Source organism: Pseudomonas sp. ACM7 (assembly GCF_004136015.1).
GTDB classification, from domain to species: domain Bacteria; phylum Pseudomonadota; class Gammaproteobacteria; order Pseudomonadales; family Pseudomonadaceae; genus Aquipseudomonas; species Aquipseudomonas frigoris.
Genome location: NZ_CP024866.1, coordinates 4047816 through 4061793, shown reverse-complemented (window position 1 = coordinate 4061793; position 13978 = coordinate 4047816). Strand labels below are relative to the sequence as shown.

13 protein-coding genes and 1 pseudogene are annotated in these 13978 nt (G+C 58.5%); 11 read left to right on the top strand and 3 right to left on the bottom strand.

The annotated features are described in order from the left end of the window. Positions 1 to 37: 37 nt before the first annotated feature. Both dapC and CUN63_RS19215 read left to right on the top strand, forming a co-directional pair. Positions 38 to 1237, top strand: coding sequence for a succinyldiaminopimelate transaminase (gene dapC, locus CUN63_RS19220; RefSeq protein ID WP_129441611.1), 1200 nt, complete (start codon positions 38 to 40; stop codon positions 1235 to 1237). 159 nt (positions 1238 to 1396) lie between these two features. Then, the gene (locus CUN63_RS19215; RefSeq protein WP_129441609.1) at positions 1397 to 2128 is read left to right on the top strand and encodes a M12 family metallopeptidase; all 732 of its coding nucleotides are present in this window, start codon (positions 1397 to 1399) and stop codon (positions 2126 to 2128) included. A 39-nt stretch (positions 2129 to 2167) separates the two neighbouring features. Here the strand turns inward: CUN63_RS19215 and CUN63_RS19210 are convergent. Then, positions 2168 to 2494, bottom strand: a pseudogene (locus CUN63_RS19210) (Na+/H+ antiporter); the annotation flags it as partial. Positions 2495 to 2852: 358 nt separating this feature from the next. On the opposite strand from CUN63_RS19210, the gene CUN63_RS32260 reads away from it, so the two are divergent. The 5 genes from CUN63_RS32260 (at position 2853) to CUN63_RS19185 (ending at position 7178) form a co-directional block, all read left to right on the top strand. Continuing rightward, positions 2853 to 3230: a hypothetical protein gene (locus CUN63_RS32260; RefSeq protein ID WP_256657547.1), complete on the top strand. Its 378-nt coding sequence runs from the start codon at positions 2853 to 2855 to the stop codon at positions 3228 to 3230. A gap of 764 nt (positions 3231 to 3994) precedes the next feature. Beyond that, positions 3995 to 4357 carry an ArsC family reductase gene (locus tag CUN63_RS19200; RefSeq protein WP_129441607.1) on the top strand — a complete coding sequence of 121 codons (363 nt, stop codon included), beginning with the start codon at positions 3995 to 3997 and terminating at the stop codon, positions 4355 to 4357. 33 nt (positions 4358 to 4390) lie between these two features. Next, positions 4391 to 5425, top strand: coding sequence for a 2,3,4,5-tetrahydropyridine-2,6-dicarboxylate N-succinyltransferase (gene dapD / locus CUN63_RS19195; protein WP_129441605.1), 1035 nt, complete (start codon positions 4391 to 4393; stop codon positions 5423 to 5425). A gap of 143 nt (positions 5426 to 5568) precedes the next feature. Continuing rightward, complete coding sequence (locus CUN63_RS19190) at positions 5569 to 6774, top strand: aminotransferase class V-fold PLP-dependent enzyme (RefSeq protein WP_129441603.1); 1206 nt, start codon at positions 5569 to 5571, stop codon at positions 6772 to 6774. Beyond that, positions 6771 to 7178: a SufE family protein gene (locus CUN63_RS19185; protein ID WP_129441601.1), complete on the top strand. Its 408-nt coding sequence runs from the start codon at positions 6771 to 6773 to the stop codon at positions 7176 to 7178. Before CUN63_RS19190 ends, CUN63_RS19185 begins: the two co-directional genes overlap by 4 nt. A 92-nt stretch (positions 7179 to 7270) precedes the next feature. Here the strand turns inward: CUN63_RS19185 and tcdA are convergent, their stop codons facing one another. Further along, a complete protein-coding gene (tcdA, locus tag CUN63_RS19180) occupies positions 7271 to 8089 on the bottom strand; it encodes a tRNA cyclic N6-threonylcarbamoyladenosine(37) synthase TcdA (protein WP_371927044.1) in 819 nt (272 codons plus the stop codon). A 289-nt stretch (positions 8090 to 8378) separates the two neighbouring features. On the opposite strand from tcdA, the gene CUN63_RS19175 reads away from it, so the two are divergent. From CUN63_RS19175 to CUN63_RS19160, 4 genes are all read left to right on the top strand, one after another. Beyond that, complete coding sequence (locus CUN63_RS19175; RefSeq protein ID WP_129441597.1) at positions 8379 to 10970, top strand: glycosyltransferase; 2592 nt, start codon at positions 8379 to 8381, stop codon at positions 10968 to 10970. 240 nt (positions 10971 to 11210) lie between these two features. Continuing rightward, positions 11211 to 12362, top strand: coding sequence for a succinyl-diaminopimelate desuccinylase (dapE, locus tag CUN63_RS19170; protein WP_129441595.1), 1152 nt, complete (start codon positions 11211 to 11213; stop codon positions 12360 to 12362). Next, entirely contained in the window at positions 12362 to 13171 is an 810-nt protein-coding gene (locus tag CUN63_RS19165) for a putative RNA methyltransferase (protein WP_129441593.1), read from the top strand. The genes dapE and CUN63_RS19165 overlap by 1 nt, the downstream gene beginning before the upstream one ends. Before the next feature lie 84 nt (positions 13172 to 13255). After that, the gene (locus tag CUN63_RS19160) at positions 13256 to 13633 is read left to right on the top strand and encodes a hypothetical protein (RefSeq protein ID WP_074879738.1); all 378 of its coding nucleotides are present in this window, start codon (positions 13256 to 13258) and stop codon (positions 13631 to 13633) included. Positions 13634 to 13768: 135 nt separating this feature from the next. Here CUN63_RS19160 and CUN63_RS19155 read toward each other — a convergent pair whose 3' ends face one another. Continuing rightward, a complete protein-coding gene (locus CUN63_RS19155) occupies positions 13769 to 13978 on the bottom strand; it encodes a cold-shock protein (RefSeq protein WP_008146705.1) in 210 nt (69 codons plus the stop codon).

Sequence of the window (13978 nt, the reverse complement as noted above, 5' to 3'; positions counted from 1 at the left end):
GCCAGGATTCAGCCGCTTTGAACGAGACCCCGCACCGATGAACAACGCTCTTAACCAATTGCAGCCCTACCCGTTCGAGAAGCTCCGCGCCCTGCTCGGCAGCGTCACGCCAAACCCGGACAAACGTGCCATCGCACTGTCCATCGGCGAGCCGAAACACCGTTCGCCAAGCTTTGTCGCCGAAGCCCTGGCAAGCAATCTGGATCAGATGGCCGTGTACCCGACCACCCTCGGCATCCCGGTCCTGCGTGAAGCCATCGCCGCGTGGTGCGAACGTCGTTTCAGCGTTCCAAACGGCTGGCTCGACCCGGCGCGCAACGTGCTGCCGGTCAACGGTACCCGCGAAGCGCTGTTCGCGTTCACCCAGACCGTAGTCAACCGTGGCGACGATGCACTGGTGGTCAGCCCGAACCCGTTCTATCAGATCTATGAAGGCGCCGCTTTCCTAGCCGGGGCCAAGCCGCATTACCTGCCGTGCCTGGACGAAAACGGCTTCAACCCTGATTTCGACGCCGTTTCCCCTGACATCTGGAAACGCTGCCAGATCCTGTTCCTGTGCTCGCCGGGCAATCCGACCGGCGCACTGATCCCCGTCGAGACCCTGAAGAAGCTGATCGCCCTGGCCGACGAATACGACTTCGTGATCGCCGCCGACGAGTGCTACAGCGAACTGTATTTCGACGAACAAACCCCGCCGGCCGGGCTGCTCAGCGCCTGCGTGGAACTGGGCCGCAAGGACTTCAAGCGTTGCGTGGTGTTCCACAGTCTGTCCAAGCGCTCCAACCTGCCGGGCCTGCGCTCGGGTTTTGTGGCCGGTGATGCCGACATTCTCAAAGGCTTCCTGCTCTATCGCACCTACCACGGCTGCGCGATGCCGGTTCAGACCCAACTGGCCAGCGTTGCCGCGTGGAATGACGAAGTGCACGTGCGTGCCAACCGTGCGCTGTACCGCGAGAAATACGATGCGGTGCTGGAGATCCTCAGCCCGGTGATGGATGTGCAGCGCCCGGATGGCGGCTTTTACTTGTGGCCGAGCGTTGACGGTGATGACGAAGCGTTTTGCCGCGACCTGTTTGTCGAAGAGCATGTGACTGTGGTGCCGGGTTCTTATCTGTCCCGTGACGTCGACGGTGCTAATCCGGGCGCTGGTCGTGTGCGCATGGCTTTAGTCGCGCCGTTGGCCGAATGCATCGAAGCCGCAGAACGAATTCGCGCGTTTATTACCCGCAACAAGTAGTCTCCCGCCCGCACTGTGCAACGCAGTGCGGGTACATTTTTATAACCGGTAACACTTCAGCCGAAATCAAAGCTTACCGAACTGCATAGTCCCCTTTACTCTCGTGCAGCGCATTAGCGTGCGTATTCACACGACCTCACTTCAAGGAAGAAGTAGCCAATGAACAGTATTGAAGATTGCACCCTTATCCAATGGCCCGACGATCAACAATCCTACGAAGCCGCCATCAACGAGAACCCTGAGAATGCCGGCACCGGCGGCGGCGCTCGTCGCAAGCGCTCTCTGATCAATTATTCAAAATTGTGGGCAAACGGACGCACACTCAAAATCGCGTTTATCGACGGCCCCGACGATGAACACAAACAGAAGATCATCAATGCGGCCAGCCAGTGGCTGCCCTATATCAATCTGCGCTTCGACTTCGTTGATGGGCTCGAGGGTGACATCAGAATCGCAACAAAAAACAATGACAACAGCTCAATGCTGGGCACTGATTCTCTATTGATTCATCCGGACTGGCCAACCATGAACTTGGGTGTCAAACCTGAACATGACGACTTTGAAGTGATCGTGATTCATGAGTTCGGGCATGCATTAGGGGCGATGCACGAACACCAACACCCCGACGCTAATATCCCTTGGGATAAACCGAAAGTGTATGCGTTCTATCAGAATCGCGAGATGAATCCGCTGACCAAAGAGCAAGTCGACAGAAACCTCTTTGCTTCCTTCGATACGATCGCAGCGATTTATACGCCTTACGACAGAAAGTCCATCATGCACCACCCGGTGGCTAACACGCTGACACTGGGCGATTGGGAAATCCCTATTAACCGAAAGATCAGTAAAAAAGATAAAAAACTTATGAAGTTGCTTTATCCCAAACGTTAGCAGTCAAGTGGCCCATAGATTCGAGTGAGCACGGTTAGACTATTTAGCTAGCCCAAGATTGGCCTCACTCAAGTCCAGCTCACCCAATACTTCTCGTAACACGTCATCCCCAATCTGGTGATGACGACTGAGCTTGTACAACTCCAGGCGCTGCGCTCGCAGCGCCTTCAACCGCAGTCGTCGCTCCAGCAAGTTCATCTGAAACGCCAGTGCCTGGGCCTCCGCCGAATCGTTGAACACCTCCCGTTAATGCCGATAATCGGACATGATCCGCGCCTTGAGCTCTGCAGCCAGCGTGGACTGAGCGGCGCCCTGAGGATTGGCTTCTTCGGCTTCGAGCGCATGAATGGCCGTTCGTGCGGTTTTTAGTTCTCGCCTGCACTGCGCAACGTAGTGCAGGCCGAACTTAAACACCCAGCAACAAACACTAAGAAATCACAACTTTACCCCGCAACCCTCCAACGACTAACCTCAAACTTTACCGCAACTTCCGAACTTTCTCGGAAGCGGCCAACAAGGACACTGTCAATGCCAAACTTTAAACCCTGCAGCATCATCAAAAGCATTCACGAACTGGCTTCCTATGAAGTAGCAACTTCTGAACGCCCCGACAATTCCACTCAACACAAATCAAACCGAAAAAAAACGAAGCGTCGCTGAACACACGAAATACTGGAAACCTGGCAGAACATTAAAGATCGCAATCTCCCGACATGACGAGGATTTGTTCCAGGCAGTAAAGGCTGCAGCCAGCAAATGGCTACCCTACGTCAACCTCACGTTCGATTTTGTGGAGCTTTCTGACAACGACATGGAATACGAGGGGGATATCCGCGTTTACTTGTCTCATCACTATGATGGGACTGGGAGGTCGGAAATCGGAACAGATGCTCTGGCGGTTCAAGCTCATAGTCCAACCATGTTACTGGGAACCAGCTACTCCTCGCCCCGCTTTGAATTCACCGCTATTCATGAGTTCGGACACGCTTTGGGTTTGATGCACGCGCATCAACATCCTGAGGCAAACATTCCTTGGGACAAGGAAAAACCTACGAGTTGTATCGACAAAAATTTGGTTGGTCGAGGGCGCAGGTGGACCTGAACGTCTTTCCTCTCCCCCGCGATGCCAGCCGGACTTATGCGGCGTATGACCGACATTCGGTCGTGCACTATGAGATATCCAACGAGTACACCCTGGGTGATTGGAAGCAAACAGAAAACCCACATATCAGCGCAGCCGACATCGCGTTTATTCGTCGAATTTCCCCCTAATCCAGCCAAACGCCTGTTACACCGCCCTTATTCACCATGGCAGTTCCCCCTCTGACAAGGTACTTGCGCCGACACTTCCCCTGCGACCAGACAAAGAAACAGCTTCAAAATTACTCAGCACTTAAATGATTACCGAAACACGTAAAAGTGCTTACAGCAAATAGTTATTCAGGCATTACTCAGTATTTAACAGTTTCACTATCGATGGCGGGCTGGAGGGATGCAATACGGTTACCCCGCCAACTTGACCAGCGATGCATGCACAAGATCTATTCAGACTAAGGTATTGCCCAGCCGAAGCGGCACACTTCAGGCAACAGGCTGCAGTGGAAGTGCCATATTATCCGCTTAGACTGCTGGCTGGCCGTTGTACCAATGCCGCACACCGCAAACACCGCAATCTCTGTGGGAGCGAGCTTGCTCGCGATGAGGCCATAATATTCAGCATCATGGTTGCCTGCTGCGCCGCCATCGCGAGCAAGCTCGCTCCCACAGGTTTTGCGGTGGCATATCAACCACGACCGACGCGAAACCGTCCGGTCATGGCATAATCCGTCACCTTTTATTTCCAGCACCTGCAAAGGGGGCAATTCCTTGACCGTTTCAAGCAAAACGTTGCACCTTTTCGGCATCAAAGCCTGCGACACCATGAAAAAGGCGCGCACCTGGCTCGATGAACACGCTGTCAGCTACAACTTTCATGATTACAAGACGGTCGGAATCGACCGTGAACACCTGAGCCAATGGTGCGACGAGCACGGCTGGCAAGTGGTGTTGAACCGTGCAGGCACGACCTTTCGCAAGCTCGACGACGAACGCAAAGCCGATCTCGACCAGCCGAAAGCCATCGAACTGATGCTCGCACAACCCTCGATGATCAAGCGCCCGGTGCTTGATCTCGGTGACCGAACCCTGATTGGCTTCAAGCCAGATATCTACGCGGCAGCGCTCAAGTAAGGCAGCCCGTTCCATTTTGTTAGAGGTATCAACATGTCCACTACCCTGTTCAGCCTGGCCTTTGGTGTCGGCACTCAAAACCGTCAAGGTGCATGGCTGGAAGTGTTTTACGCGCAGCCACTGCTCAACCCGTCGGCCGAACTGGTCGCTGCCATCGCGCCTGTTCTGGGCTACACCGAAGGCAATCAGGCCATCGCGTTCACCACCGCTCAGGCGTCGCAACTGGCTGAAGCCCTGAAAAGCGTCGACGCTGCCCAGGCTGCCTTGCTGACCCGTCTGGCCGAGAGCCACAAGCCGCTGGTCGCGACCATTCTGGCCGAAGACGCTCAGTTGACCTCCACCCCTGAGGCCTACCTGAAGCTGCACCTGCTGTCCCATCGCCTGGTCAAGCCGCACGGCCTGAACCTGGCGGGTGTGTTCCCACTGCTGCCGAACGTGGCCTGGACCAGCCAGGGCGCAATCGACCTGGCCGAACTGGCCGAGCATCAACTGGAAGCCCGTCTGCGTGGCGAGCTGCTGGAAGTGTTCTCGGTGGACAAATTCCCGAAAATGACCGACTACGTGGTTCCGGCCGGCGTGCGTATCGCTGACGCGGCACGTATTCGTCTGGGCGCTTACGTCGGCGAAGGCACCACCGTGATGCACGAAGGTTTCGTCAACTTCAACGCCGGCACCGAAGGCCCGGGCATGATCGAAGGCCGCGTTTCCGCTGGCGTATTCGTCGGCAAGGGTTCGGACCTGGGCGGCGGTTGCTCGACCATGGGCACCCTGTCGGGCGGCGGCAACATCGTGATCAAGGTCGGCGAAGGCTGCCTGATCGGCGCGAATGCCGGTATCGGCATTCCGTTGGGCGATCGCAACACCGTTGAATCGGGCCTGTACGTGACCGCCGGTACCAAAGTGGCGCTGCTGGACGAAAAAAATCAGTTGGTCAAAGTCGTGAAGGCTCGTGAACTGGCCGGTCAGCCGGACCTGCTGTTCCGCCGTAATTCGGAAACCGGCGCTGTGGAATGCAAAACCCACAAATCGGCGATCGAACTGAACGAAGCGCTGCACGCTCACAACTAAGTGCCGCAGGCACCTGTGGGAGCGACGGTGCGACGATTCGACTTGCTCGCGATGCTTTTTGGCGCCCTGACGGACGCCATCGCGAGCAAGCTCGCTCCCACAAGGTCCGGTGTACACCCGCCCAAGTTCACAGGGCTCAACACATGATGATTCCCTCTCCCTGGCGCGCCGATTTTCCGGCCATCGCCGCATTGCAACGGCAAGACCAGACCTATCTGGACAACGCCGCCACCACGCAAAAACCTCAAGCCCTGCTGGATGCCCTGGCGCATTACTACGCCAACGGCGCGGCCAACGTGCATCGGGCGCAACACCTGCCCGGCGCCCACGCCACCCAGGCGTTCGAGGCCAGCCGCAGCAAAGTCGCCCATTGGCTCAATGCCGGCGATTGCGGGCAGATCATCTTTACCCATGGCGCAACGTCTGCGCTGAACCTCCTGGCTTATGGCCTGGAACATCTTTTCAATCCCGGCGATGAAGTTGTCATCAGCGCCCTGGAGCATCACGCCAATCTGTTGCCATGGCAGCAACTGGCCCACCGTCGCGACCTGAAGCTGGTGATCCTGCCACTGGACGCCGACGGTTTGATTGACCTTGATGCTGCCGCGCAGCTGATCGGTCCGCGAACCCGCTTGCTGGCAGTCAGTCAGCTGTCCAATGTACTCGGCGCCTGGCAGCCGTTGCCCGCGCTCCTGACGATGGCCAAGGCGCATAACGCGCTGACCGTGGTCGATGGCGCCCAAGGCGTGGTTCATGGCCGGCACGATGTGCAGGCGCTGGGTTGCGACTTCTATGTGTTTTCCAGTCACAAGCTCTATGGCCCCGATGGGCTGGGCGTGCTGTTCGGACGCAACGAAGCGCTTGAGCAACTGCGCCATTGGCAATTCGGCGGTGAAATGGTGCTGGATGCGGATTACCACACCGCTCGCTTTCGCCCTGCGCCACTGGGGTTTGAGGCGGGTACGCCGCCGATTGCCGGTGTGATTGGTCTGGGGGCAACGCTGGATTATCTGGCCGGGCTTGATCAGGACGCCGTGTCCGCCCACGAAGCAGCGTTGCATGACTATTTGCTCAAAGGCCTTGAAGCACGCAACGGCATTCGATTGCTGGGCAAGCCGCAACTGGCGCTGGCCAGTTTTGTCGTCGAGGGTGTGCATAACTCTGATTTGGCGCATTTGCTGACCGAACAGGGGATCGCGGTGCGCGCCGGTCATCATTGCGCCATGCCATTGCTCAAGCGTTTTGAACTGGCCGGGGCGATCCGGGTGTCGTTGGCGCTGTACAACGATTCCGAAGACCTGGAGCGGTTTTTTGAAGCGCTGGATCAGGCGCTGGAGTTGTTGCGATGAACTTGCCTGCCGATGCGGCCACGGCGCTGGAGACTTTTAAGAATGCTGCCGGCTGGGAACAACGGGCGCGGCTGTTGATGCAATGGGGGGAGCGCCTGCCAGCATTGAGCGATGTGGATAAGATCGACGCCAACCGCGTGCATGGCTGTGAAAGCCAGGTGTGGTTGGTGGGTGAATTGCAGGATGGTCACTGGCAGTTTGCCGCGAGCAGCGATGCGCGGTTGATTCGCGGGCTGGTGGCGTTGCTGCTGGCGCGGGTTAACGGGTTGTCGGCGGTTGAGCTGCAGCAAGTGGATTTGCCGGATTGGTTTAATCAGCTTGGGCTTTCCCGGCAACTGTCCCCTTCGCGCAGTAATGGCCTTAATGCCGTGTTACAGCGAATGCAGAGCCTGAGCGACGTGTAGGAGCTGCCGAAGGCTGCGATCTTTTGATCTTCGGCGCCAGTGGTCACGCTAAAGATCAAAAGATCGCAGCCTTCGGCAGCTCCTACGCGGGTTTACGTTTCAGCTTGAGGTTTAATGCGATCCGCGGGGCGCCGTACCCCGGCCACAATCTTATCCACAGCCTTGGTCGCCGCGACCATGCCAAACGTCGCCGTCACCATCATCACCGCACCAAACCCGCCGGCACAGTCCAGCTTCACGCCATCCCCGACAAAACTCTTCTGCAAGCAAATGCTGCCATCCGGTTTCGGGTAGCGCAGTTGTTCGGTGGAAAACACGCACGGCACGCTGTAGTGGCGGGTCACGGTGCGTGAGAAGTTGTAATCCCGGCGCAAGGTCGAGCGCACTTTCGAGGCCAACGGATCATTGAAGGTCCGGTTCAAGTCGCAAACCTGAATCAACGTCGGATCAATCTGCCCGCCCGCGCCGCCGGTGGTGATGATCTGGATCTTGCGGCGTTTGCACCAGGCGATCAGCGCAGCCTTGGCATTCACGCTGTCGATGCAATCAATGACGCAGTCGATGTTCGGCGTGATGTATTCGGCCATGGTCTCGCGGGTGACGAAATCCGCCACAGCGTGCACGGTGCAGTCCGGATTGATCCCGCGCAGGCGCTCGGCCATCACGTCAACCTTGGGTTTGCCGACGGTGCTGTCCAGCGCGTGCAACTGACGGTTGGCGTTGCTGACGCAGACGTCGTCCAGGTCGAACAGCGAAATCTCGCCCACGCCACAACGGGCGACGGCTTCCGCCGCCCAGGAACCGACGCCACCAACGCCGACGATCGCCACGTGGGCCGCGCGCAAACGCTCCAGGCCGTCGATGCCATACAAACGGGCGATGCCTGCAAACCGCGGATCTTCTGTACTCATGACCATTACCCCAAAAACCGGCGCGCATTATAGGGCCGTCAGCGGCCAAGAGCATCTTTGGGCTATGAACGGGCGTCTTTACCTCTTTAGTCAGCCTACACAGAACCAAGATTTAACCTACAAGGTCCAACGAAAGAACTTAAACCGAGTTGGATTGCCCAACGTCCGGCATTTCCCTGTCCGCTGTACGGTCAGTGAACGCCCGGTGTAGGATGCGCGCCCCCTGCCCCTTTAGCAGCCAGCCGCAGACCGTTCCTTCGTTCCACAGCCTCCGGAACCTGAATAAGCTATGTCATCGCGTAAATTTGGACTCAACCTGGTCGTGGTGCTCGCCATCGCTGCCTTGTTTACCGGCTTCTGGGCGCTGATCAATCGCCCGGTCACCGCCCCCAACTGGCCTGAACAGATCTCCGGCTTTTCGTACTCGCCGTTCCAGCAAGGGCAATACCCACAAAAAGAGCAATATCCGACCGACGATGAAATGCGTCGCGATCTGGAGATCATGACCAAGCTGACGGACAACATCCGCACTTACTCGGTCGATGGCAGCCTGGGGGATATTCCCAAGCTCGCCGAAGAATTCGGTTTGCGCGTGACGTTGGGTATCTGGATCAGCCCGGACCTGGAACGCAACGAGCGTGAAATCCTGCGCGCCATTGACCTGGCCAATACCTCCCGCAGCGTGGTTCGCGTGGTGGTCGGTAACGAGGCGATCTTCCGTAAGGAAATTACCGCCGCCGAACTGAGCGTGATCCTTGATCGCGTCCGAGCGGCAGTGAAGGTTCCGGTGACGACCTCCGAGCAATGGCACGTCTGGGAAGAAAACCCGAGCCTGGCCAAGCACGTCGACCTGATCGCCGCCCACGTCCTGCCGTACTGGGAACATGTTCCGATGGAGCAGTCCGGGCAGTTCGTACTCGACCGCGCCCGTGACCTGAAAAAGATGTTCCCGAAAAAACCGCTGCTGCTGTCCGAAGTCGGCTGGCCGAGCAACGGTCGTATGCGCGGTGGCGCCGACGCGTCGCCGGCAGACCAGGCGATTTATCTGCGGACCTTGGTCAACAAGCTCAATCGCCAGGGCTTCAACTACTTCGTGATCGAAGCCTTTGACCAACCGTGGAAGGCCAGTGATGAAGGTTCCGTGGGCGCTTACTGGGGCGTTTTCAACGCCGCGCGCCAGCAGAAATTCAACTTTGAAGGCCCGGTCGTCGCGATCCCGCAATGGCGCGTGCTGGCCATCGGTTCGGTGGTGTTGGCTCTGCTGTCGCTAACCCTGCTGATGATCGACGGCTCGGCCTTGCGTCAACGCGGCCGCACCTTCCTGACCTTCATCGCGTTCCTCTGTGGTTCGGTGCTGGTGTGGATCGGTTACGACTACAGCCAGCAATACAGCACCTGGTTCAGCCTGACGGTGGGCTTCTTGCTTGCCCTTGGCGCACTCGGGGTGTTTATCGTGCTGCTGACCGAGGCGCATGAACTGGCCGAAGCGGTCTGGACCCACAAGCGTCGGCGTGAATTTCTGCCGGTGGTCGGCGATTCGGACTACCGACCGAAAGTCTCGATTCACGTGCCTTGCTACAACGAGCCGCCGGAGATGGTCAAACAGACCCTCAACGCCCTGGCCAACCTCGACTATCCGGACTTCGAAGTCCTGATCATCGACAACAACACCAAGGACCCGGCGGTCTGGGAACCGGTGCGCGATTATTGCGAAACCCTCGGCCCGCGCTTCAAATTCTTCCACGTCGCGCCATTGGCCGGCTTCAAGGGCGGCGCGCTGAATTATCTGATTCCGCACACCGCCAAGGATGCCGAAGTGATTGCGGTGATTGACTCGGACTACTGCGTCGACCCGAACTGGCTCAAGCACATGGTGCCGCACTTCGCCGATCCGAAAATCGCCGTGGTGCAGTCGCCACAGGATTACCGCGACCAGAACGAAAGCACCTTCAAGAAGCTCTGCTACGCGGAATACAAAGGTTTCTTCCACATCGGCATGGTCACCCGTAACGACCGTGACGCGATCATTCAGCACGGCACCATGACCATGACCCGGCGCTCGGTGCTCGAGGAACTGGGCTGGGCTGACTGGTGCATCTGTGAAGACGCCGAGTTGGGTCTGCGCGTATTCGAGAAAGGCCTGTCGGCGGCTTATTACCACACCAGCTACGGCAAAGGCTTGATGCCCGATACCTTTATCGACTTCAAGAAACAGCGTTTCCGCTGGGCTTACGGTGCGATTCAGATCATCAAGCGTCACACCGCAAGCCTGTTGCGCGGCAAGGACACCGAGCTGACCCGGGGCCAGCGTTACCACTTCCTCGCGGGCTGGTTGCCGTGGGTGGCGGATGGCATGAACATCTTCTTCACCGTGGGCGCCCTGTTGTGGTCGGCGGCGATGATCATCGTGCCGCAGCGGGTCGATCCACCGTTGTTGATTTTCGCGATCCCGCCATTGGCGCTGTTCGTGTTCAAGGTGGGCAAGATCATCTTCCTGTACCGCCGTGCGGTCGGGGTCAACCTGAAGGATGCGTTCTGCGCGGCATTGGCAGGGTTGGCGTTGTCGCACACCATCGCCAAAGCGGTGCTGTACGGCTTCTTCACCAGCAGCATTCCGTTCTTCCGCACTCCGAAAAACGCCGATAACCACGGCTTCTGGGTGGCAATTTCGGAAGCTCGCGAAGAAATGTTCATCATGCTGCTGTTGTGGAGCGCGGCACTGGGGATTTTCCTGGTGAACGGCCTGCCGAGCAACGACATGCGCTTCTGGGTGACGATGTTGCTCGTGCAGTCGCTGCCGTACCTGGCGGCGCTGATCATGGCGTTCTTGTCTTCGCTGCCGAAACCGGCGGTCGAGGGCGAGACGGCTCCGGCGGTCTAAATCATTCCGGATGCACTAAACGGCGGCCAATGGCCGCCGTTTTGCTTTAAGATAACCGCCATTTTGCAGGCCTTGGCGTGATATACGGTCTTTCTAACCGTACTCAAAACCTGTGGGAGCGGGCTTGCTCGCGAATGCGGTGTAACAATCAACTTTTATGCTGACTGACACACCGCATTCGCGAGCAAGCCCGCTCCCACATTTAGACCGCGCCCATATTCAAGTTTTCCGGAGTTTTCCATGACGGCCCACGCCGACCTTTCGCCGACCCTTCAACTCGCCATCGACCTGATCCGCCGTCCGTCCGTGACGCCGGTCGACGCCGATTGCCAGAAGCAGATGATGCAGCGCCTGGGCGATGCCGGTTTCACGCTGGAACCGATGCGCATCGAAGATGTGGATAACTTCTGGGCCACCCACGGTAAACACGACGGTCCGGTACTGTGCTTCGCCGGTCACACCGACGTGGTGCCGACCGGTCCGGTCACCGCCTGGCAGATCGACCCGTTCAACGCGGTGATCGACGAACACGGCATGCTCTGCGGCCGTGGCGCGGCGGACATGAAAGGCAGCCTTGCTTCCATGACCGTGGCGGCCGAGCGTTTCGTCACCGACTACCCGGATCACAAGGGCAAGGTCGCTTTCCTGATCACCAGCGACGAAGAAGGCCCGGCGCACCACGGCACCAAAGCGGTGATCGAACGCCTTGCCGCCCGTAAGGAGCGTCTGGACTGGTGCATCGTCGGCGAACCGTCGAGTACCACCCTAGTGGGTGACGTGGTCAAGAATGGCCGTCGCGGCTCCCTCGGTGCCAAGCTGACCGTGCGCGGCGTGCAGGGTCACGTGGCCTATCCGCACCTGGCGAAAAACCCGATCCACCTCGCCGCCCCGGCGCTGGCCGAACTGGCCGCCGAGCATTGGGACCACGGCAACGATTTCTTCCCGCCGACCAGCTTCCAGATCTCCAACGTCAATTCCGGCACCGGCGCGACCAACGTGATTCCGGGTGATCTGGTGGCGGTGTTCAACTTCCGCTTCTCCACCGAATCCACCGTTGAAGGCCTGCAAAAGCGCGTCGCTGACATCCTCGACAAGCATGGCCTGGACTGGCACATCGACTGGGCGCTGTCCGGCCTGCCGTTCCTCACCGAACCGGGTGCGTTGCTGGATGCCGTCGCGTCGAGCATCAAGGACATCACCGGTCGTGAAACCAAGGCGTCCACCAGCGGCGGCACCTCCGACGGGCGCTTCATTGCGACCATGGGTACGCAGGTGGTTGAACTGGGCCCGGTCAACGCGACGATTCACCAGGTCAACGAGCGCGTGCTGGCTGCCGACCTGGATGTGCTGACCGAAATCTACTACCAGACCCTGATCAAGTTGCTCGCCTGATGCTGGCCTGCCCGATCTGCAGCGAACCGCTGAACGCGGTGGACAACGGCGTGGCCTGCCCCGCCGGGCATCGTTTCGACCGTGCGCGTCAGGGTTACCTGAACCTGTTGCCGGTGCAGCACAAGAACAGCCGCGACCCTGGGGATAACCTGGCGATGGTCGAAGCCCGACGCGACTTTTTGAACGCTGGTCATTACGCACCAGTGGCCAAACGTCTGGCCGAACTGGCGGCGCAATACGCGCCTCAGCGCTGGCTGGACATCGGTTGTGGCGAGGGTTACTACACCGCGCAAATCGCCGAGGCTTTGCCGAGTGCCGACGGTTACGCGCTGGATATTTCCCGGGAAGCGGTCAAACGCGCCTGCAAACGCAACCCGCAACTGACGTGGTTGATCGCCAGCATGGCGCGGGTGCCGTTGGCCTCTGGCAGCTGCCAGTTTCTCGCCAGTGTCTTCAGCCCGCTGGATTGGGAGGAAGCCAAACGTCTGCTCAGCCCCGGTGGTGGCTTGATGAAAGTCGGGCCGACCAGCGGCCATCTGATGGAATTGCGCGAGCGTCTGTACGACGAAGTGCGTGAATACACCGACGACAAGCATTTGGCTTTGGTGCCGGAAGGCATGGCGTTGCAACACAGCGAAACTCTGGAGTTCAAACTGACGCTGGAAAAGGGTCAGGACCGTGCGAACCTGTTGGCCATGACGCCCCACGGCTGGCGCGCCAGTGCCGAACGCCGGGCGTCGGTCATCGAACAGGTCGAGCCGTTCGAGGTCACTGTTTCAATGCGCTACGATTACTTTGTTCTTCAATAACTCTTTAATTTTTTGGTCTTCGGCAGTTGCCGTAGGCCGGCTAAATCCGCGAATGGATTTTTCAGACCCGCAGTGAGGACATCCATGCGCCAACCCGATATCGAGATTTACCTGAAAGACGCCGACGTCGACTATAAAGCCGTCGCAGCCTGGCTCGGCACTGCTTTGGGCCCATGCACCGACTGGGTCCAGAAAGGCCAGACCTACAAGTGCAAGGCCGGCAACGTGTCGGTCACCTGGTTGCCGAAAGCCGTGGGCAAGTGGAACAGCCTGTTCCTGGACAGCGACCAGACCCCGTGGGAAGACGACATCGCCTGCGCCCGCGCCGCCTTTGCCGCGCTGAACGTCGAAGTGCGTTGCGCACCGGGTAGCTGGGTCGAAGAAGAAGGTGAAGAGACAGCGGATCGCTGGATGCGCATCAGCGCTGACGGTGAAGAAGAGATCACCTGGAAAACCGCTTAAAAACGAAGCGGATCAAATGTGGGAGCGGGCTTGCTCGCGAATGCGGTGTGTCAGTCAAAGTTTATGTCAACTGACACACCGCATTCGCGAGCAAGCCCGCTCCCACATTGATTTTGTGTGATCTGAAGAGTGGGTTTAGAGCCCCACCACATCCTCGGCCTGCAAGCCCTTCTCGCCCGTCACCACGCCGTATTCAACCTGCTGGCCTTCAGCCAACGAACGATGCCCCTCGCCGCGAATCGCGCGGTAGTGCACGAACACGTCCACCCCGTCCTCGCGCTGAATGAATCCGTAACCCTTGGCATCGTTGAACCACTTCACATTGCCGGTTTCGCGCGTAGCCAT